At 71.9% G+C, this 21,115-nt stretch carries 15 protein-coding genes and 2 pseudogenes; 12 read left to right on the top strand and 5 right to left on the bottom strand.

The window, feature by feature from the left end; genetic code table 11:
* Nucleotides 1–40 precede the first annotated feature (40 nt).
* Nucleotides 41–547, top strand: coding sequence for a hypothetical protein (locus tag ACFVVO_RS25750; protein ID WP_390057946.1), 507 nt, complete (start codon nt 41–43; stop codon nt 545–547).
* A 534-nt stretch (nt 548–1,081) separates the two neighbouring features.
* On the opposite strand, the gene ACFVVO_RS25755 is transcribed toward ACFVVO_RS25750, so the two are convergent.
* Together ACFVVO_RS25755 and ACFVVO_RS25760 are read right to left on the bottom strand one after the other, a co-directional pair.
* Nucleotides 1,082–1,783, bottom strand: a complete 702-nt coding sequence (locus ACFVVO_RS25755) for a glycerophosphodiester phosphodiesterase (protein WP_390057947.1) — start codon at nt 1,781–1,783, stop codon at nt 1,082–1,084.
* Between the two features lie 62 nt (nt 1,784–1,845).
* Nucleotides 1,846–3,002 (bottom strand): annotated as a pseudogene (locus tag ACFVVO_RS25760) (adenosine deaminase).
* A gap of 123 nt (nt 3,003–3,125) precedes the next feature.
* Between ACFVVO_RS25760 and ACFVVO_RS25765 the strand changes: the two are divergent.
* Complete coding sequence (locus ACFVVO_RS25765) at nt 3,126–3,998, top strand: DUF4190 domain-containing protein (RefSeq protein WP_390057948.1); 873 nt, start codon at nt 3,126–3,128, stop codon at nt 3,996–3,998.
* Between the two features lie 37 nt (nt 3,999–4,035).
* On the opposite strand, the gene ACFVVO_RS25770 is transcribed toward ACFVVO_RS25765, so the two are convergent.
* Nucleotides 4,036–4,599, bottom strand: coding sequence for an NADAR family protein (locus ACFVVO_RS25770; protein ID WP_390057949.1), 564 nt, complete (start codon nt 4,597–4,599; stop codon nt 4,036–4,038).
* Between the two features lie 215 nt (nt 4,600–4,814).
* On the opposite strand from ACFVVO_RS25770, the gene ACFVVO_RS25775 reads away from it, so the two are divergent.
* The 8 genes from ACFVVO_RS25775 (at nt 4,815) to ACFVVO_RS25810 (ending at nt 14,493) form a co-directional block, all read left to right on the top strand.
* Nucleotides 4,815–6,353, top strand: a complete 1,539-nt coding sequence (locus ACFVVO_RS25775) for a gamma-aminobutyraldehyde dehydrogenase (RefSeq protein ID WP_390057950.1) — start codon at nt 4,815–4,817, stop codon at nt 6,351–6,353.
* 49 nt (nt 6,354–6,402) lie between these two features.
* A complete protein-coding gene (locus ACFVVO_RS25780) occupies nt 6,403–7,650 on the top strand; it encodes a PotD/PotF family extracellular solute-binding protein (protein WP_390057951.1) in 1,248 nt (415 codons plus the stop codon).
* A gap of 5 nt (nt 7,651–7,655) precedes the next feature.
* Nucleotides 7,656–8,825: an ABC transporter ATP-binding protein gene (locus ACFVVO_RS25785; RefSeq protein WP_390057952.1), complete on the top strand. Its 1,170-nt coding sequence runs from the start codon at nt 7,656–7,658 to the stop codon at nt 8,823–8,825.
* A gap of 2 nt (nt 8,826–8,827) precedes the next feature.
* Nucleotides 8,828–9,757 (top strand): ABC transporter permease, encoded by a 930-nt coding sequence (locus tag ACFVVO_RS25790; protein ID WP_390057953.1) that lies wholly within the window; start codon nt 8,828–8,830, stop codon nt 9,755–9,757.
* On the top strand, nt 9,758–10,558 hold the full coding sequence (locus tag ACFVVO_RS25795) for an ABC transporter permease (RefSeq protein WP_390057954.1): 801 nt from the start codon (nt 9,758–9,760) through the stop codon (nt 10,556–10,558).
* Between the two features lie 23 nt (nt 10,559–10,581).
* The gene (locus ACFVVO_RS25800; protein ID WP_390057955.1) at nt 10,582–12,012 is read left to right on the top strand and encodes an NAD(P)/FAD-dependent oxidoreductase; all 1,431 of its coding nucleotides are present in this window, start codon (nt 10,582–10,584) and stop codon (nt 12,010–12,012) included.
* A 123-nt stretch (nt 12,013–12,135) separates the two neighbouring features.
* On the top strand, nt 12,136–12,609 hold the full coding sequence (locus tag ACFVVO_RS25805; protein ID WP_390057956.1) for a hypothetical protein: 474 nt from the start codon (nt 12,136–12,138) through the stop codon (nt 12,607–12,609).
* A gap of 69 nt (nt 12,610–12,678) precedes the next feature.
* Nucleotides 12,679–14,493, top strand: coding sequence for a chitinase (locus tag ACFVVO_RS25810; protein ID WP_390057957.1), 1,815 nt, complete (start codon nt 12,679–12,681; stop codon nt 14,491–14,493).
* Here ACFVVO_RS25810 and ACFVVO_RS25815 read toward each other — a convergent pair.
* Together ACFVVO_RS25815 and gabT are read right to left on the bottom strand one after the other, a co-directional pair.
* Nucleotides 14,435–15,094 (bottom strand): annotated as a pseudogene (locus tag ACFVVO_RS25815) (phosphatase PAP2 family protein); the annotation flags it as partial. The gene ACFVVO_RS25810 and the pseudogene ACFVVO_RS25815 sit on opposite strands and share 59 nt — an antisense overlap.
* A 374-nt stretch (nt 15,095–15,468) precedes the next feature.
* Complete coding sequence (gene gabT, locus ACFVVO_RS25820) at nt 15,469–16,803, bottom strand: 4-aminobutyrate--2-oxoglutarate transaminase (protein WP_390057958.1); 1,335 nt, start codon at nt 16,801–16,803, stop codon at nt 15,469–15,471.
* A gap of 289 nt (nt 16,804–17,092) precedes the next feature.
* Between gabT and ACFVVO_RS25825 the strand changes: the two genes are divergently transcribed.
* Both ACFVVO_RS25825 and ACFVVO_RS25830 read left to right on the top strand, forming a co-directional pair.
* Nucleotides 17,093–19,219 (top strand): ATP-binding protein, encoded by a 2,127-nt coding sequence (locus ACFVVO_RS25825; protein ID WP_390057959.1) that lies wholly within the window; start codon nt 17,093–17,095, stop codon nt 19,217–19,219.
* Between the two features lie 139 nt (nt 19,220–19,358).
* Entirely contained in the window at nt 19,359–20,933 is a 1,575-nt protein-coding gene (locus ACFVVO_RS25830) for a PucR family transcriptional regulator (protein ID WP_390057960.1), read from the top strand.
* Nucleotides 20,934–21,115: the final 182 nt, after the last annotated feature.

A 21,115-nucleotide genomic window follows, 5' to 3' on the forward strand; every position in this document is an offset into this window, starting at 1 on the left:
GCAGTTTTGAACATGTTCAAATAGTGGGTACGCTTCTGCCATGAGTGACAGAGCCGCCCTGCTCCGGGGCATCCGTGTCTGGCTGGTTCTCTTCGTCGTGTGCCTCGTGCTTAGCGGGGCCACCGCGTTTCCGCTGGTGCACGAACTGCGCTGGACGGAGGGCGGACTTCGGGCGCTGTCCGTGCCCGAACTGCTGCCGGGGCTCATGGACTGGATCACCCGGGTGCGCGAGGGGCTCGACGCCGTCGACGCCGAGTACCCGTTCGTTCTGTACGGCACGGACTGGCTGGCCTTCGCGCACCTCGTCATCGCCGTCGCCTTCTACGGGCCCTACCGCGACCCGGTGCGCAACGTCTGGGTCGTCGAGTTCGGGATGATCGCCTGCGCCGGGATCATCCCGCTCGCCCTCGTGTGCGGCCCGGTCCGCGGGATCCCGTTCTGGTGGACCCTGATCGACATGTCCTTCGGGGTGTTCGGCGTCCTGCCGCTGTACGTCGTACGGAAGAGGATCAAGCGGCTGGAGCGGATGAGCGGGCCGACGCCGTAGCGCGCACCGGCCACGGCGGGCAGCGTGAAGGGCAGTGAGCCCGGCGATCGCGCCGGCGAGCGCTGCGGCGTCAGGGCCGGTCGTCGCACGGGCCACGGTCCGTCAGTTCGCGTTCGACGGGCCGGAGAACTCGATCTCGGCGATCGCCACCTGCTTCGTCGCGGAGGGCCGACAGGCGGAGTCGAGGGTGAAGCGGACCGCGCCGACCTCGCCCACGCGGAAAGCCCGGCGCTGGGCGCCCGCGCCCTGGTCGAGGGCGAGTTCCAGGGTCGTGGCCCGGCCGTCGGCCGGCGTGACACGGGCCTCGAGGCGGTGCGGGAGCGCCGACTCGGAGAGCTGGTCGGCGGGGCGCGCGGGGAGCCCTGCGACCGGCCCTTCCCCGACCGCTGCTGTGTCCGCACGGCCCGAAAGCGGTCACCGGCGGGATCACGAGCGGGCGGTCGTCCCTGCCGGACGGACTCGCCGCTCCCGCCACACCGGTACCTCGGCTCCCGTCCACCGGTCGTTCTCCGACGTCGCGAGCCGCCCGTCGGGTCAGCGCTCGAGGTGGTGGCCGGCGGTGCGCAGGGCGTGCAGCGCGTCCACGCGGTTCGTGGTGATCGAGTCGACGCCCAGGTCGAGCAGGCGGCGCAGGGAGCGGCGGGTGTCCGGGGTCCACACCGACAGCAGGTGGCCGTCCCGGTGGACGCGGGCCGCCAGGTCCCGGTCGACCAGCGAGAAGCGGTAGTTGAGCCAGCGGGGGCGCACCGCGTCCAGCAGCGCGGGCCGGGGCGGGGCGAGCGTCGTCCAGGTCAGGGCGATCTCGGCGGCCGGATCGGCGGCCCGTACGGCGAGCATGGCCTCCGCGCCCGCGCAGTAGTACACCCGGTCCCCGGCCCCGCCCTGCCGGACGACGTCCATGACCGCCCGCACGGTCCGGCGGTCGACCCGGCCGCACAGGTCCACCATCACCCGGCTGCCGTCCGTCGCGGCCAGCGCCTGCTCCAGCGTCGGCACCCCGCCCGCCGTGAGCCCGCTCAGCTCGGCGGCCGACAGCGAGCGCAGCGGCCGGGGGTGCCCCCACAGCCGCTCCAGCGTCTCGTCGTGCAGCAGCACGGGGACGCCGTCGCGGGTGAGCCGTACGTCGATCTCGACCGCGTCCGCGCCCAGGCCGGGCGCGCAACGCAGCGAGTCGAGGGTGTTCTCGCGGAAACGGTAGGGGGCGCCGCGGTGGGCCACGGCGGTCACGGTCTGCATGGCCCCCATTGTGGGGTGCGCCCCCTACGGGCAGGGCTTCGGTCAGGGCTTCGGTCAGGGCCTCAGGGGGCGAGCCAGGCGTCGGTGTAGGTGTCGATCTCCGCCGCGATGCGCGCCTTGCCCGGCCCGTCCAGGAAGGACGCCTCGACGGCGTTCTTCGCCAGGCCGGCCAGCCCCCGTTCGTCCAGCTCGAGGAGGCGGGCGGCCACCGCGTACTCGTTGTTGAGGTCGGTGCCGAACATCGGCGGGTCGTCGGAGTTGATCGTGACGAGCACGCCGGCCCGGACGAACTCCTTGACCGGGTGCTCGTCCAGGGTGGCGACCGCGCGGGTGGCGATGTTGGAGGTCGGGCAGACCTCCAGCGGGATGCGGTGCTCGGCGAGGTGGGCGAGCAGCCGGGGGTCCCGCGCGGAGCTGGTGCCGTGTCCGATGCGCTCGGCGCGCAGCTCGGTCAGCGCGTCCCACACCGTCTCCGGGCCGGTCGTCTCGCCGGCGTGCGGGACGGAGTGCAGGCCCGCGGCGATGGCCCGGTCGAAGTACGGCTTGAACTGCGGGCGCGGTACGCCGATCTCGGGGCCGCCGAGCCCGAACGACACCAGGCCCTCCGGGCGGATCCGGTCGTCGGTGGCCAGCCGGGCGGTCTCCTCGGCGGACTCCAGACCGGCCTCGCCGGGGATGTCGAAGCACCAGCGGAGCACGGTCCCGAACTCGGCCTCGGCCGCCTTGCGGGCGTCCTCTATCGCCGACATGAAGGCCGTCTCCTCGATGCCGCGCCGGGTCGAGGAGAACGGGGTGATGGTCAGCTCGGCGTACCGCACCTGCTGCCGGGCCAGGTCGCGGGCCACCTCGTAGGTCAGCAGCCGGACGTCCTCCGGGGTGCGGATGAGGTCCACCACGGACAGGTACACCTCGATGAAGTGCCCGAAGTCCGTGAACGTGAAGTAGTCGGCCAGGGCCTCGGGGTCGGTGGGGACCTTGGAGTCCGGGTGGCGGGCGGCCAGTTCGGAGACGATGCGCGGGGAGGCGGAGCCGACGTGGTGGACGTGCAGTTCGGCCTTGGGCAGTCCGGCGATGAAGGCGTGCAGATCGCGGTCGGGCGTGCCGGCGGCGGGTACCGAGCGGGATGCGGCGCTGCGGTCGGTCAAGGGTTCCTCCCCGGGAACGGCGCCCGCGGACCGAGATCCGTGGTCCGGGCGCGGGTGATCGGCTGATCGGTGATTCGGGGGTCATCGTAGGCCGGGCCGGCGGCGGTGCTCGCGGTGCCGGTGGGAACGGCGACCCGGCGCGGGGCCGCGGAACCAACGCTTTACCATGGCCTGACCATCGATGGAGGGGCGGGGACGTGGCGGACCAGGGACAGCAGGGCGCAGGCGGCGGCGGGGGCTTCGACCCGTGGGCGCCGCCCGAGAGCAAGCCTTCGCTGGAGAAGGGCCCGCAGCCCGGCGCGTACGGGCAGCAGCCCCCCGCGCAGCAGCCCCCGGCACAGCAGCCCCCCGCGCAGCAGCCCCCGGCACAGCAGCCCCCGGCACAGCAGCCCCCCGCGCAGCAGCCCCCGGCACAGCAGCCCCCCGCGCAGGACCAGGTGCCCGGTCAGGCCCCGCAGCCCCCGGCCGCCGATCCGCAGCAGCCCCCGGCGCCGCAGCCGTCCGTGCACGACCAGGCCACCATGATCTCCGCGCCGGGCGCCGGCTTCGGAGCGCCGGCGCCGGGCTACGGCCCGCCCGCACCGCCGCCGGCCCAGGGCTGGACCGGGTCCGCCATGCCGCCCCCGCCGGCCGCGCCCGGTGGCCCGGGCCCCGCCGCCCCGGGCGGGTACGGCTACCCCGCGTACCCGCAGCAGGGCTACGGCTGGCCCGGCATGCCGATGGGCCCGCAGAACGGCATGGGCACCGCGGCGATGGTGCTGGGCATCCTGTCCATCTGCCTGTTCTGCCTCTACGGCGTGGTGTCCATAGTGCTCGGCGTGATAGCCGTGGTGCTCGGCGTCAAGGGCAAGAAGCGGGCCGAGCGGGGCGAGGCCACCAACCACGGGCAGGCCCAGGCCGGCTTCATCACGGGCATCATCGGGATCATCGTCGGCCTGGCCGCCGCCGCGTTCCTCGTGTTCGCCATCGTGATGGCCGTCAACGAGGACAAGAAGCACGACAGCGAGTACGACGACCCGTACTACAACTCCGCGCCCCGGGTGTCGGCACCCGTGCTGACGCAGGACTGACCCTGACCCCGGGCGGCCCGGCCGGGCCGCCCGGCGCTCAGCGCGCGGACGCGGCGAGCCGCTCGCGCGCCTCCATCAGCGCGAACCCCAGCAGATTCGGCCCCCGCCAGCGCTCGGGATCCGACGCCGCCTCGTCACCGGCCGCCAGACCGATGCCCCACACCCGGTCCACGGGGCTCGCCTCCACCAGGACCCGGTCGCCGGTGCCGTGCAGGAACGCGCCCAGACCGGCGTGCGCGGCGAACTTGTGCGCACTGCCCTCGACCACGATCCGGAAGCGCTCCCGCTCCCATATCGCCTCGTCGAAACCGCGGACCAGCCGCCCCGCCTTCTTGGCCTCGGCGGGATGCTCCGCCGCCAGCACCCGGCGCTCCGCCTCCGCGTCCCCGAACAGCCGCGCCTTCTCCGCCATCATCCAGTGCTCGGCCGTCGCGTAGCCGACGCCCTCCACCACGAACGGTGACGGCCACCACTGGCTCAGACAGCTCGCGCCGATCCGGCCGTCCGGCAGCGGCCGGTGCCCCCAGAAGTGCAGGTATTTGATCCGGGCGCCCGCCCGGACCTCTCTGATCAGGGCCTCCACCCCGTCGATCTTCCCCATGCACGCGAGTGTGGCACGCACCACTGACACTCCGTCCGTCCTTTTGTGTACCGACTCGACACCTGGTCGACAGATTTCGTCGCGTAACCAAAAGGCAACAACGGAATCACTTGTTGGAGTCCACTTGCTCTGTCAGGATCGGCACTCAAATCGAGCTGGAGCTACGCCACCCACCCCCCCCCCGGGGGACGGGACGAACGGCGGAGGAGAGCGACATGCACAACCCGGGCAGCACCGCCACCCCGGAACGATTTCCCGCCCAGGACCGCCTCGCGGACGGCGCGCAGTTCATCGCCGGCCGGCTGACCAAGGGCACCTCGGGCCGTACCCACACCGTGGTCGACCCGGCCACCGGCGAGGAGGTGTACACCTACGACCTGGCCGGCGCCGACGACGTCGACGCGGCCGTCGCCGCGGCGCGCGAGGCCTTTCCGGGCTGGGCCGCCGCCACCCCCGGCGAACGCTCCGACGCCCTGCACCGGTTCGCCGCCGTGCTCGCGGAGCGCGCCGAGGAGTTCGCCCGCGCCGAGTCCCTGCAGTGCGGGAAGCCGCTGAAGCTCACCCGTGAGTTCGACGTGCCGGGGACCATCGACAACACCGCCTTCTTCGCCGGTGCCGCCCGTCATCTGCAGGGGCAGGCGGCCGGTGAGTACTCCGGTGACCACACGTCGTACGTCCGGCGCGAGCCGATCGGTGTCGTCGGGTCGATCGCGCCCTGGAACTACCCGCTGCAGATGGCCGCCTGGAAGATCCTCCCGGCCGTCGCCGCGGGCAACACCATCGTGCTCAAGCCCGCCGAGCCGACCCCGCTCACCTCGCTGCTGTTCGCACAGGCCGCCACGGACGCGGGCATCCCGGGCGGGGTGATCAACATCGTCACCGGGACCGGCAGGGAGGCCGGCGAGCACCTCGTCGGCCACCCCGACGTGGCCATGACCTCCTTCACCGGGTCCACCGCCGTCGGCAAGCGGGTCGCCGAGATCGCCACCGCCACCGTCAAGCGCCTCCACCTGGAGCTGGGCGGAAAGGCACCCTTCGTCGTCTTCGACGACGCGGACCTGGAGGCGGCCGCCAACGGAGCCGTCGCCGGCGCGCTCATCAACACCGGCCAGGACTGCACGGCCGCCACGCGCGCGTACGTGCAGCGACCGCTGTACGAGGCCTTCGTGGAGCGGACGGCCGCGCTGATGGAGACCGTACGGCTCGGCGACCCGTTCGCGTCCGGCACCGACCTCGGCCCGCTCGTCTCGCACGCCCAGCGCGACCGGGTCGCCGGCTTCGTGGACCGGGCGCGCGGCTACGCGCGCGTGGTGACCGGCGGCGAGGCGCCCCAGGGGGACCTGGGCAAGGGCGCCTACTACCGGCCCACCCTGGTCACCAGCGCGGCCCAGGACAGCGAGATCGTCCAGTCCGAGATCTTCGGCCCCGTGCTGGTCGTTCTGCCGTTCGACAGTGATGACGAGGGCATCCGGCTGGCCAACGACACCCCGTACGGCCTGGCCGCCTCCGCCTGGACCGGCGGCGTCTACCGGGCCGGGCGCGCCACCCGCGAGATCAAGGCCGGCTGCGTGTGGATCAACGACCACATCCCGATCATCAGCGAGATGCCGCACGGCGGCTACAAGGCCTCCGGCTTCGGCAAGGACATGTCCGCGTACTCGTTCGAGGAGTACACGCAGGTCAAGCACGTCATGTTCGACAACACCGCGGTTGCCAGGAAGGACTGGCACCGCACCGTGTTCGGGGACCGCTAGCGACGACCGGCCCGACCAGGCCGACCCCATCCGAAAGGGCACCACGCGCATGGAGCAGTACGAGCCCGACCGCCTCTCCCCGGCCCAAGCCGCCGCGATGCGGCGCAGTCTGCGCAACGGCAGGGCCGCGATGACCCGCCGGTCGCTGCTGCGCGCCTCCGCGGGCGGCGCGCTCACGGTCGGCGGTCTCGGGGCGCTGAGCGGCTGCGGTATCCCCGCGGCGGGCAAGACCCAGGGCGGCACGTCCGCCGAGGACCACTCGGCGCAGGAGAAGGTCGTGAACTTCTCCAACTGGACCGAGTACATCGACGTCGACGACAGCGGAAAGCACCACCCCACGCTCGAGGCGTTCCGCAGGCGGACCGGCATCACGGTCAAGTACACCGAGGACATCAACGACAACAACGAGTTCTTCGGCAAGATCAAGCCGCAGCTCGCCGCCGGCCAGGCCACCGGCCGCGACCTGATCGTCCTGACCGACTGGCTGGCCGCCCGGCTGATCCGCCTGGGCTGGGTCCAGAAACTGGACCCGTCCAACCTGCCGCACGCCTACACCAACCTGTCACCGCAGTTCCGCGACCCCGACTGGGACCCCGGCCGCGCCTACTCGTACCCCTGGCAGGGCATCCCGACGGTCATCGCCTACAACAAGAAGGCGCTCGACGGCATCGAGGTGAAGTCGGTCTCCGACCTGCTCGACAACCCGAGGCTCAAGGGCCGCGTCTCCTTCCTGTCCGAGATGCGCGACAGCATCGGCATGACCCTGCTCGACATGGGCAAGGACCCGGCGAAGTTCACCGACGACGACTTCGACGCGGTCACAGCCCGGCTGCAGAAGGCCGTCGACAAGGGCCAGATCCGCCGCTTCACCGGCAACGACTACACCTCGGACCTGACCAAGGGCGACATCGCCGCCTGCGTCGCCTGGGCCGGGGACGTGGTCCAGCTCAAGGCGGACAGCCCGGACATCGACTTCGTCATCCCGGACAGCGGCTACATGACCTCGACCGACAACCTGCTGGTGCCCAACAAGGCGCGGCACAAGACGAACGCCGAGCGGCTGATCGACTTCTACTACGAGCCGGAGCAGGCCGCCGAGCTCGCCGCGTACATCAACTACGCGACTCCCGTCGACGGTGTGAAGCCCTACCTTGCGAAGATCGACAAGGGCGCGGCCAACAACCCGCTGATCGTTCCCGACAAGGCCATGCAGGCCAAGTCGCACTCCTTCCGCTCGCTGAGCCAGAAGGAAGAGACGGCATACGAAGAGAAGTTCGCGAAGCTCACAGGGGCGTGACGACCATGACGACAGACAACAGCGGCGACGTCCGCCTCAGCGGCATCTCCAAGACCTACGGCTCCTTCACCGCCGTGCACCCGCTCGACCTGACCGTGCCGCAGGGTTCCTTCTTCGCCCTGCTCGGCGCCTCCGGCTGCGGCAAGACGACCACCCTGCGCATGATCGCCGGCCTGGAGGAACCCTCCTCCGGCACCGTGCACCTCGGCGACCAGGACGTCACCCATCTGCCGCCGTACAAGCGGCCCGTGAACACGGTCTTCCAGTCCTATGCCCTCTTCCCGCACCTCGACATCTTCGAGAACGTCGCCTTCGGCCTGCGCCGGCGCGGCGTCAAGAGCGTGAAGAAGCAGGTCGAGGAGATGCTGGAACTGGTCCAGCTCGGCGAGCAGGCGCGCAAGAAACCGCACCAGCTCTCCGGCGGCCAGCAGCAGCGGGTCGCGGTGGCCCGCGCGCTGATCAACCACCCGAAGGTGCTCCTCCTCGACGAGCCCCTCGGCGCCCTCGACCTCAAGCTGCGCCGCCAGATGCAGCTCGAGCTCAAGCGCATCCAGACCGAGGTCGGCATCACCTTCGTGCACGTCACCCACGACCAGGAGGAGGCCATGACGATGGCCGACACGGTCGCGGTGATGAACGCCGGCCGGGTCGAGCAACTGGGCGCGCCCAGCGACCTGTACGAGAACCCGCGGACGACCTTCGTGGCGAACTTCCTCGGCACGTCCAACCTCATCGAGGCCGAGGTCGACACCAGGAACGGCGACGACATCGTGCTCAAGGCCGGCGACGGCAGGCTGGTGCTGCCTCAGGCCCGGTGTTCCGCCCCGGCGACGGCCGGCGGCAAGGTGCTGGTCGGCATCCGGCCCGAGAAGATCGCCCTCACCCACGCCGACGACGCCGGCTCCATACCCGAGGGCCGCAACCGGCTCACCGGCAGGATCGCCGACGCCAGTTTCATCGGCGTCTCCACGCAGTACGTCATCGACAGCCCCGTCTGCGACGATCTCGCGGTCTACGTCCAGAACGTCGAGCGCGACGGCCGCCTGGTACCCGGCGCCGAGGTCGTCCTGCACTGGAGCCCGGCGCACACCTTCGGCATGGACGCGGCGCAGTCCCTGGTCGCCGGGACGGTGGGCTCCGCAGGTGTGGAGACCGTCGAGGAAGAGGCAGCCTGACCATGTCGACGCTGACCGAGGCGCCACCGCCCCTCGCCCCCGCCGAACCCGCGCAGAAGCCCCCGCGCAGGCGCGGCCGGCTCACTCCGTACTGGCTGCTGCTGCCCGGCCTGCTGTGGCTGGTCGTGTTCTTCGCGCTGCCGATGATCTACCAGGCCTCCACGTCCGTGCAGACGGGCTCCCTGGAGGGCGGCTACAAGGTCACCTGGCACTTCGCGACGTACTGGGACGCCCTGGCCGAGTACTGGCCGCAGTTCCTGCGCTCCGTTCTCTACGCGGCCGCCGCGACCGTCCTGTGCCTGCTGCTCGGCTACCCGCTGGCCTACCTCATCGCCTTCCGTGCGGGCCGCTGGCGCAACCTGATCATGGTGTTGGTGATCGCGCCGTTCTTCACCAGCTTCCTGATCCGCACCCTGGCCTGGAAGACGATCCTCGCCGACAGCGGCCCGGTCGTGCACACGCTGAACTCGCTGCACGTCCTGGACCTGACCAACTGGATCGGCTGGACGGCGGGCGACCGCGTCCTCGCCACCCCGCTGGCGGTGGTGTGCGGTCTCACGTACAACTTCCTGCCGTTCATGATCCTGCCGCTGTACACCTCGCTGGAGCGGATAGACGGGCGGCTGCACGAGGCGGCCGGCGACCTGTACGCCAAGCCGTGGACCACCTTCCGCAAGGTGACCTTCCCGCTGTCGATGCCGGGCGTGGTCTCCGGCACGCTGCTCACCTTCATTCCCGCGGCCGGTGACTACGTCAACGCCGAACTCCTCGGTTCCACCGACACCCGCATGATCGGAAACGTCATCCAGACCCAGTTCCTGAGGATCCTGGACTATCCGACCGCCGCGGCTCTGTCCTTCATACTCATGGCCGCGATCCTGCTCGTGGTCACGGTCTACATCCGCCGGTCCGGGACGGAGGACCTGGTCTAAATGCCCTTCGTCACCTGGCTCAAGCGCCATCTCGTGGTCATCGGCGGGCTGTTCACGCTCGCCTATCTGCTGCTGCCGAACATCGTCGTCACCGTGTTCTCCTTCAACAAGCCGAAGGGGCGCTTCAACTACGAGTGGCAGCAGTTCTCCACGGCCGCCTGGAAGGACCCGTGCGGGGTCGCCGACATGTGCGGCTCGCTGTCCCTCAGCCTCCAGATCGCCTTCTGGGCGACGGTCGGGGCCACCCTCCTCGGCACCATGATCGCCTTCGCGCTGGTCCGCTACCGCTTCCGCGCGCGGTCCGCCGTGAACTCGCTGATCTTCCTGCCGATGGCCATGCCCGAGGTCGTCATGGCGGCCTCGCTGCTCACCCTGTTCCTCAACATGGGCGCTCAGCTCGGCTTCTGGACGATCCTGATCGCGCACATCATGTTCTGCCTCAGCTTCGTCGTCGTCGCGGTCAAGGCGCGCGTGATGTCGATGGACCCGCGCCTGGAGGAGGCCGCCCGCGACCTGTACGCCGGGCCGGTGCAGACGTTCCTGCGGGTGACCCTGCCGATCGCGGCACCGGGCATCGCGGCGGGCGCGCTGCTGTCGTTCGCGCTCTCCTTCGACGACTTCATCATCACCAACTTCAACGCCGGTTCGACCGTCACCTTCCCCATGTTCGTGTGGGGCTCGGCGCAACGCGGAACGCCCGTGCAGATCAACGTCATCGGTACGGCCATGTTCCTCGTCGCCGTGCTGTTCGTCCTGGTCTCGATGCTCATCACCAACCGCCGTAACAGCCAGAAGGCGTAACAGCCCTGTAGGGAGTTGAAATCATGGCCCCGAGCGCCATGAGTCGTGGCAAAGACAACTGGATCTCCGCTCTCTCCGAAGCCCAGCCGGTCCCGTACTGGCTGGAAGACCCCGGCAAGCCCCACCCGGAGCCGGCCCTCACCGGCACCGAGACCTGTGACCTGCTGGTCGTCGGCGGCGGGTACAGCGGACTGTGGACCGCCCTCAACGCCAAGGAGCGCGATCCGCGGCGGGACGTGGTCCTGCTGGAAGGCCGCGAGGTGGGCTGGGCCGCCTCCGGCCGCAACGGCGGCTTCTGCGCCGCCTCCCTCACCCACGGCCTGCCCAACGGCCTGACCCGCTGGCCGGACGAGATCCACCGGCTGGAGGAGCTGGGCCGGCGCAACCTCGACGGCATCGAGGCCGCCGTGGCCCGGCACGGCATCGACTGCGACTTCGAGCGCACCGGTGAGATCGACGTGGCCACCGAGACCTATCAGGCCCGGGAACTGCGCGACTGGCACCGGGAAATGGAGGCCGAGGGCCTCGCCGACGGCATCGAGTTCCTGGACGCCGACGCGGTGCGCGAGCAGGTGAACTCGCCCACCTTCGAGGCGGGCCTGTGGGACCGCCGGGGCGTGGCCATGCTGCATCCGGCCAAGCTGGCCTGGGGCCTGAAGCGGGCCTGTATGGAGCTCGGGGTGCGCGTCTACGAGCACACACCCGCCCTCACCCTCAAGCAGTACGGCGCCGCTATGGCCGTACGCACCCCGTACGGCTCGGTCCGTGCCCGCGGGGTCGCGCTCGGCACGAACATCTTCCCGAGCCTGCTGCGGCGCGTGCGCTCGTACACCGTCCCGGTCTACGACTACGCGCTGATGACCGAGCCGCTGAGCGCCGGCCAACTGGCGTCCATCGGCTGGAAGAACCGCCAGGGACTCGGCGACTCGGCGAACCAGTTCCACTACTTCCGGCTGTCCGCCGACAACCGGATCCTGTGGGGCGGCTACGACGCCGTCCACCACTACGGTGGCCGGGTGCGCGCCGAGTACGACGACCGCCCGGAGACCTACGCCAAGCTCGCCGGGCACTTCTTCACCTGCTTCCCGCAACTGGAGGGCGTCCGCTTCACCCACGCCTGGGGCGGCGCGATCGACACCTGCTCGCGCTTCTCGGCGTTCTTCGGCACCGCCCACCAGGGCAAGGTGGCGTACGCGGCGGGCTACACCGGCCTCGGCGTCGGCGCCACCCGCTTCGGCGCCGACGTGATGCTGGACCTGCTGGACGGGGAGCGCACCGAGCGGACCGAGCTGGAGATGGTGCGCCGCAAACCGCTGCCGTTCCCGCCGGAGCCCTTCGCCTGGACCGGCATCGCCCTGACCAAGTGGTCCCTGGCCCGCGCGGACGCGCACGGCGGCCGGCGCAATCTGTGGCTGCGCACGATGGACCGGCTGGGCCTCGGCTTCGACAGCTGAACCCGGCGTGGGGTGACCCGGCTCACTCGAAAGAGGAGCGGCAACCCGCGTAATGCATCCCGGACGACCTCCTTCTTCCTTCTGGACGCGACCGCGTCCGGAACGCAGAGGGAGGTCTTCTTGATGAGTGCGGCCAAGACGGCGATCGAATGGCTGGTGGCCGTCGCGCCGGATCCCGAGGCCTGCCGCTGGGCCTGGGAGCGCAATCCGCTCGGGGTCACGCTGCTGCCCGCCGGCCGGGCCTGGGACGTGCTGATCCTGCCGGGGGAGCTCGGGTATCCCACGCTCGACGTGCTCACCCGGGTCCTCGACCGGCCCGGCCCGGTGCTCGTCGACTTCGGCGACAGCCGGGTCGGCTTCTTCGTGCCGCCCGGCACCGCGGCCCGCTGGCTGGGCACCGGCATCCGTACCGCCGGCGCCGGAACCTGGATCGTCGTGCCGTACCCGGGCCGGGCGACCCGGACCGTGCGCTGGCTGGTGCCGCCGGACGGCTCGGGGACGCTGAGCGACCCCGCGCTGCTGGAACTGGCGATGCACGAGGCGGCGGCGGAGCTGGCCGGGGGCGGGAGAGGGAGGGACAGCGGCTCGACATCTTGACAACAGGATTGGTCTGGACCAAGTTGAGTGCGCTCCACCCCTCCAACTCCCCCCGCTCCGGAGGCCCTTGTGGACCGCGCCAGACGCGACCGACGCCCCAGATCCCTCCTCGCCCTGTTCACGGCCGCGCTGCTGGCCGTACCAGGCATCACCGCGCTCTCGTCGGCCGCCCGCGCGGCCGACGCGGACCTCGCGCGCAACGGCGGCTTCGAGTCCGGCCTCGACGGCTGGACCTGCACGGCCGGGACTACGGTCACCTCACCCGTGCACAGCGGCGGTTCCGCGTTGCAGGCCACCCCGGCCGGCAGCGACAACGCCCAGTGCGCGCAGACGGTGACCGTGCGGCCCAACGCGCGGTACACCCTGTCCGGCTACGTCCGCGGCTCCTACGTCTACCTGGGCGCGACCGGCACCGGCACCACCGACGTCTCCACCTGGACCCAGTCCGCCGCCGACTGGCAGCAGCTGACCACCACCTTCACCACCGGCGCCGCCACCACGAAGGTGACCGTCTACACGCACGGCTGGTACGGCACCGGCGCCTACTACGCCGACGACATCTCCCTGACCGGCCCCGGCGGAAGCACGGGACAGCCGCCCGCCGTGCCCGCCGGACTGAGGACCGGCACCGTCACCTCGTCCTCCGTCGCCCTGTCCTGGTCGGCGGTGACCGGCGCCACCGGCTACGCGGTCTACCGCGACGGGGTCAGGGTGCAGACGGTGAGCGGCACCTCGGCCACCGTCACCGGACTCACGCCCTCGACGGCATACGGCTTCCAGGTCACCGCGACCAACGACGCGGGCGAGTCCGCCAAGTCGGCCACCGTGACCGCTACGACCCCGGGCGGCACCGGCGGCGGCTCACCCGGCCTGCCCGCGCACGCGCTGGTCGGCTACCTCCACACCACCTTCGCCAACGGCTCCGGCTACACCCGCCTCGCCGACGTGCCCGAGAGCTGGGACGTCATCGACCTCGCCTTCGGTGAGCCGACCTCGGTCACCTCCGGCGACATCCGGTTCGACCGCTGCCCGGTCACCGAATGCCCCGACGTCGAGAGCGACGCCGACTTCAAGGCGGCGATCAAGGCCAAGCAGGCGGCCGGCAAGAAGGTGCTGATCTCCATCGGCGGCCAGAACGGCCAGGTCCAGCTCACCACGACGGCCGCGCGGGACACCTTCGTCGCCTCGGTCTCGAAGATCATCGACGACTACGGCCTGGACGGCCTCGACATCGACTTCGAGGGCCACTCGCTCTTCCTGAACGCGAACGACACGGACTTCAGGAACCCCACGACCCCGGTGATCGTCAACCTGATCTCGGCCCTGAAGACCCTGAAGGCCGAGTACGGCTCGAAGTTCGTGCTGAGCGCGGCGCCGGAGACCTTCTTCGTGCAGAACGGCTACCAGTTCTACGGCACCGGCAAGTGGGGCGGCCAGGACCCGCGCTGCGGGGCGTACCTCCCGGTCATCCACGCCCTGCGCGACGACCTGACCCTGCTGCACGTGCAGGACTACAACTCCGGCCCGATCATGGGCCTGGACAACCAGTACCACTCCATGGGCGGCGCCGACTTCCACATCGCCATGACCGACATGCTGCTCACCGGCTTCCCGGTCGCGGGCGACGCGAACAACGTCTTCCCGCCGCTGCGCCCCGACCAGGTCGCCATCGGCATGCCGGCGTCGACCAACGCGGGCAACGGCTACGTCTCCCCGTCCGAGGTCACCAAGACCCTTGACTGCCTCACGAAGAGGACGAACTGCGGCTCGTACGCGACCCACGGGACCTGGCCCGCCCTGCGGGGGCTGATGACGTGGTCGGTGAACTGGGACCGCTACGCGAACTGGGAGTTCCGGAAGAACTTCGACGCGTACTTCGGCTGAGCACGACGCGGGGAACGAGGAACAGGGTGGCCAGCAGCACGGTGCTCAGACACCAGCTGGCCACCACGTCCAGCGGCCAGTGCCAGCCTCGGCGGACCAGACCGTAGGAGACGCCGAGCACGAGGGACGCGCAGCCGCCGACGAGGATCCGGCGGGCGGTGGGGGAGCGGAGCCAGGGAAGCAGCAGCAGGGTCGCGGAGCCGTACGCGATCGCCGCCGTCGCCGTATGACCGGACGGGAAGTAGCCGGTCCCCGGGGGCACCACGGGTGTTCCCGGGCGGGCGGTCCACTCCTTCAGCGGGACGACGACCGCCGGGACCAGAGCCATCACGGCGGCCGCGGTGGCCGGCCGCAGCCACCACAGGTCCGTGCCCGCGGTGCGGCCGCGCCAGGCGACGTACCCGGCGGCCAGGAGCAGCACGGGGACCGCCACCTCGACGTTGCCGAGGTCGGAGAGTCCTCCGGAGAACCGGTCCGGGTGGACCAGGGCGTGACTGAGCCGCTCGTCCACACGCGTCAGCGGACCGTCGGCGACCACCTGCCAGGTGATCACCGCGAAGAGCAGAAGAAGGAGAAGGCACAGACCCAGGAGCACAGCCATGGGGGACAGACTGGCAGGTTTCGGCCGGGAAGGAGGTCGGCCGCCCAGGAACAGGGGGGGCGTTCCGGGGCGGCCGTCCGGACCGGAACGTCGCTCGCCCCGGGGGGTTTGGGGCGGCGACCGTCCGATCGGTGAGGAGATCCCGGAGCCGTCAGGCCCCGGTTGTGTGCGCGAGGGCACGACCAGGTCGAAGCTGGGGAGGCCCCGGCCTGAGGTCGCCCACAGTCCCCTGTGGGCGGGGTGTATCTCTCATCTGGGTAGAACCTACGGCAGGCCGGGGCGCTTGGGCAGACGGAATCGCGTCCCGCCATCCACCCCGCACACCTTCTTCACATGGCCTGCCGCAGGACTGTTCAGAGGTGCGACCAGGTCGCTCAGATGCGCGAGAAGGCCTGCTCGATGATGTCGAGGCCCTCGTTCAGCAGGTCTTCGCCGATCACCAGCGGGGGCAGGAAGCGCAGCACGTTGCCGTAGGTGCCGCAGGTGAGCACCAGCAGGCCCTCGGCGTGGCAGGCCTTGGCGAGCGCCGCGGTGGCCTCCGGGTTCGGCTCCTTGGTGGCGCGGTCCTTGACCAGCTCGATGGCGATCATCGCGCCGCGGCCGCGCACGTCACCGATGATGTCGAACTTCTCGGCCATGGCACCGAGGCGGGACTTCATGATCGCCTCGATGTTCTTCGCCCTGGCGTTGAGGTCCAGCTCCTTCATCGTCTCGATGGCGCCGAGCGCACCGGCGCAGGCCACCGGGTTGCCGCCGTAGGTGCCGCCGAGGCCGCCCGCGTGCGCGGCGTCCATGATCTCGGCACGGCCGGTGACGGCGGCCAGCGGCAGACCGCCGGCGATGCCCTTGGCGGTGGTGATCAGGTCCGGGACGATGCCCTCGTCCTCACAGGCGAACCACTGGCCGGTACGGCAGAAGCCGGACTGGATCTCGTCCGCGACGAACACGATGCCGTTGTCGGCGGCGAACTGGCGGATGGCCGGCAGGAAGCCCTTGGCCGGCTCGATGAAGCCGCCCTCGCCGAGCACCGGCTCGATGATGATCGCGGCCACGTTGTCGGCGCCGACCTGCTTGGTGATCTGGTCGATGGCCTGGGCGGCGGCCTCCGGGCCCGCGTTCTCCGGACCGGTGAGCCAGCGGTAGCCGTAGGCGACCGGAACGCGGTAGACCTCGGGGGCGAACGGACCGAAGCCGTGCTTGTACGGCATGTTCTTCGCGGTCAGCGCCATGGTCAGGTTCGTACGGCCGTGGTATCCGTGGTCGAACACGACGACGGCCTGGCGCTTGGTGTAGGCACGCGCGATCTTGACGGCGTTCTCGACCGCCTCGGCGCCGGAGTTGAACAGCGCCGACTTCTTGGCGTGGTCGCCCGGGGTCAGCTCGGCGAGGGCCTCGGCGACCGCCACGTAGCCCTCGTACGGGGTGACCATGAAACAGGTGTGGGTGAAGTCGGCGAGCTGGGCGCCCGCGCGCCGCACGACGGCCTCGGCGGAGGCGCCGACCGAGGTCACGGCGATGCCGGAACCGAAGTCGATCAGGCGGTTGCCGTCGACGTCCTCGATGATGCCGCCGCCGGCGCGGGTGACGAAGACCGGCAGCGTGGAGCCCACGCCCTGCGCGACCACGGCGGTGCGGCGGGCCTGCAGCTCCTGCGACTTCGGGCCGGGGATGGCGGTGGCGACGCGGCGCTCCTGCGGAAGTGCGGTCATGGGGGCTCTCCCTGTGATCTTGCGTACCGGGTGTTCCCGGGGGTTCCGGACGGTGCGTTTTTCGGACGCTTGTCTCTTTCTTCGCAGGTTAGGGCCGGGAAAGGTGGGTGGGCATGCTCCATGTGGGCGTTGTCGGGGAGGCCCGTTGTCCGTGGTGGACATAGCAGCGGGTGACGGATGTGCCAGGACCGGCCGTCCGCCCGGCCGCGTAAGCGGTGAACTCCCGTTCCCGGGGCGTTAGATTGGCTCGCTGACGGTGGACGGAACGGCAGGTCAGGGGGAACGGGCCATGGACAGCGACGGGATGCGGGACGCGCGCGGCACGCATGCGAATCCGGTGCCGCGCCCGGCGGCGCCCCCGGAGGGCGCCGCCCTACCGCCCATGCCCCCGGTTCCGCCGGGCGCGCCCCCGCGGCCGGACGGCTCGGCCTTCCTCGCCTGGCTGCGGGCGTCCAGGCCGCAGGCGGCGCCCGGCGTGTGGCGGTTCGGGCACCGGCCGCGGCCCGAACAGGAACCCGAGCTGATCCCCGCCCGGCAACTGCTGAGCGGCGCGCTGATCGCGTTCCTGGTGGGCTGGCTGGTGTGGTCCCTGCTGTGGAACGGCTACCTCGGCGGCTGGTGGGTGCTGCCGCTCGAGCTGTTCACCCCGGACTCCTGGCGTCAGGGCAACAGCCGCGTCGGCAACGCCGTCCTCTGGTACTCGTACTACACGCTCATCGCCGTCGTCATCATGCTCGTCGTCGGCCGGCTCGGCCGCTGGGGCGAGGTCTGGCGGCGCTACGGGCCGCCCGCCTGGCGTCCGGCCGCGCCCGCCACCGAACCGCCCCCCGCGCCCGAGCAGGACCCCGCCGAGTGGCCGCAGCTGCGTGCCTCCGGCGCGCACGAGGCCGCCGCCCGGCTGGCCGCCGACGCGCGGGCCGGGCTGATGCGGGACGTCGACCACGCCCGGATCAGCCGGGCCTGGCAGGGCGTGCGGTCCGGCGCGCACAGCCTCGCCACCTTCACGGGCGCCGTGCTGCAGGACGGCGCCGCCGCCTGCCCGCACCCCTCCGGCGAGCGCGACCTGCCCGCCCGGCAGGCCCGGCACGACCTGGTCACGGGTCAGGTGCGGCTCGGCACCACCGCCGACGACCCGCGCAACCCCTACCACTACCGGGGCGCCGGACTCGCCCTCGGGCCCGAGCTGCTCGGCACCTCCCTGCTCGCCGTCGGCCCGGCCGGCTCCGGCAAGACCGGCTCCGTGGTCCGGCCGCTCGCCGAGTCGCTGTGCCTGCACGCGCTCGCCGGACAGGCCGCGCTCGTGGTCGTCGGCGCGGCGGGCGCCGGACTCGGGCCGGCCGAGTCCTACGACGTCGTCGTGCGGGTCGGGCACCCCGACTCCGTCTACGACCTCGACCTGTACGGCGGCACCACCGACCCGGACGAGGCCGCCGCCATACTCGCCGAGGCCCTCGTCGGCGACCTCGCGGACCCGCACCCCGGCAGCGACAGCCGCCGCTCCACCACCGTCCTCGCCCAGCTCCTCGGCCCCTTCCGGGCCGTCCACGCCCGTTTCCCCTCCGTCCCCGAGCTGCGCCAGCTGCTCGACGGCACCCCCGGCCCGCTGGCCGCCCTCCGCAAGACGCTCACCGACACCGGGCAGGCCTCGCTGCTGCGCGAACTGGACGCCCGCGAGCGGCAGATGGCCCACCCGGGCGATGTCGGCGCGGTGCTCGCCGACCGGGTCGCACTGCTCGACCGGCCCGCCTTCGCCGCCTTCTTCGACACCTCCGGGGAGTCCCGGCCGTTCTCGCTGAAGGCTCTCGACCACCCGGTGCGGGTCCGCATCGACCTGCCGCAGCGCGGCCACGCCGACGCCTCCCGGATCCTGGCCCGGCTGGTGCTCGCCCAGTTCACGGCCAGTGTGACGGCGCGGGAGGACCGGTCGCTCTTCGCCTGCCTGCTGCTGGACGACGCCTCCGGCGTGGTCACCCCCGAGGCGGTCCGCGGCATCCAGCGGCTGCGGTCGGCGGGCGCGGGCGCCGTACTGACGCTGCGCACCCTGGACGACGTGCCCCGGCCGCTGCGCGGCCCGCTGCTCGGCTCCACCGGATGCCGGATGGCGCTGTCCGGGCTCACTCCCTGGGACGGGCAGGACTTCGCCGAGGTGTGGGGCAAGGAGTGGATCGAGACCCGGGACGTCACCGACCGGCAGATCATCGCCGAGACCCCGGCCGGCAAGGCCGTGCACATGCTGCGCCGGGTCATCACCGGGCAGGCGCCCACCGCCCGGGCCGTCACCGTCCGCCAGGTGGAACGCGAGCGCTGGTCCGCCTCCGAGCTGGCGCACGGGGTGCCGCCCGGGCACGCGGTGCTGTCGCTGACGACCGTGCGGGGCGAGCACGCGCCGCCGCTGCTGGTGGATCTGCGGGGCTGAGACAGGGCCGAACGGGCATCGGCGGACCGTACGGTGCGGCAGAATCGGCATAGGCTGTTCATACGCGGCGGCCAAATGATCCCGAGCCGGCCGTCACCGGGACTCCCGTCCGACCGGTTCACCACGACCTGAAGGCGCCATGCCCCCGACCCTCGCCTCGCTCGTCCACCACTCCGCGCTCAAGCTGACCGTGCGCGCGGGCGAGGACCGCCTCGACGTGCCCGTCCGGTGGGCGCACGTGAGCGAGCTGGCCGACCCCGTGCCCTACATGGAGGGCGGCGAGCTGCTGCTGATCACCGCGCTCAAGCTGGACGCGGAGGACCCGCAGGCCATGCGGCGGTACGTGCGGCGGCTGGCCGGCGCGGGAGTGGTCGGGCTCGGCTTCGCGGTCGGGGTCAACTACGAGGAGATCCCCGAGGCCCTCGTCGACGCCGCCGGGGAGGAGGGGCTGCCGTTGCTGGAGGTGCCCCGCCGCACCCCGTTCCTCGCCATCAGCAAGGCCGTCTCCGCCGCGATCGCCGCCGACCAGTACCGGGCCGTCACGGCAGGCTTCGCCGCCCAGCGCGAGCTGACCCGGCAGGCGCTGAACGCCGGCCCCGAGGGGCTGCTCGGCGCGCTCGCCGCGCAGATCGACGGCTGGGCGGCGCTGTACGACGCCTCGGGCGCCGTCGTGGCCGCCGCGCCCGAGTGGGCAGGCCGCCGCGCCGCCCGGCTCACCGCAGAGGTGGAGCGGCTGCGGGAACGGCCCGCTCCGGCGTCGTCGGTGGTGGGCGGACCGGAGAACGAGGACCGGGTGGAGCTGCACTCCCTGGGGACGGGGAAGCGCCCGCGGGACGCGCTCGCCGTGGGGACGGCGGCCGCGCTGGGCACCGCCGAGCGCTACGCCCTGCACTCCGCGATCGCCCTGCTCACCCTCACCACCGAACGCTCCCGCTCGCTGCACGCGGCCGAACAGCGGATCGGCGCGGCGGTGCTGCGCATGCTGCTCGCCGGCGAGCCCGACCACGCCCGCGCGGTCGCCGGGGACCTGTACGGCGGGCTGCTCGACGCGCCGTTCCGGATGATCGTCGCCGAGTCGGTGTCCGGCGGCGACCCGCTGGGCACGCTCACGGAGACGGTCGAGGCCGCGGCGGCACGCTCCGCCGAGGCGGTGCTCGTGGTGCCGGAGGGGGAGCGGCTGGTGGTGCTGGTCGCCGACGGGGGCGCGGCGGTGGCCGCGTGCACCGGGTACGCGTCGGCGCTGGAGGGCGCGCGGGCCGTGCCCGAGCAGGGGGCGGCGGAGGAGGACGACCTGGTCGTCGGCCTCTCGGCGCCGGCCGGCCCGATCGCGGCGGCCGCTGCCTACAAGCAGGCCGAGCAGGCGCTCTCGGTGGCGCGGCGGCGCGGACGGGTGCTCGTCGAGCACGACCAGTTGGCCGCGGGCTCGGTGCTGCCGCTGCTGGCCGACGACGCGGTGAAGGCCTTCGCCGACGGGTTGCTGCGGCCCCTGTACGAGCACGACGCGACGGGCCGCGGGGACCTGGTCGCCTCGCTGCGCGCCTGGCTCTCCCGGCACGGCCAGTGGGACGCGGCCGCGGCGGACCTGGGCGTCCACCGGCACACGCTGCGGTACCGGATGCGACGCGTCGAGGAGATCCTGGGGCGCAGCCTGGACGACCCTGACGTCCGCATGGAACTGTGGCTGGCCCTGAAGGCGACGTCGTCGGAGCAATGAAGTCCGTCCGGCGTTCGAGGACGAGGCCGTTCAGGCCGATCGGGGTCCGCGAGGCGGAGCCCCTCGAGGACGGCACGGGCAGGGGGTGCGGGGGTGAAGAACCCGCCCCCGCGACCCCTACCGCGCCAAACCGGCGCACCCCACCCCCCGACTGCTACGACTCGGACAAGCGACCGCCGCCT

It is taken from the genome of Streptomyces sp. NPDC058145 (genome assembly GCF_042884245.1).
Classification (GTDB): Bacteria; Actinomycetota; Actinomycetes; order Streptomycetales; family Streptomycetaceae; genus Streptomyces.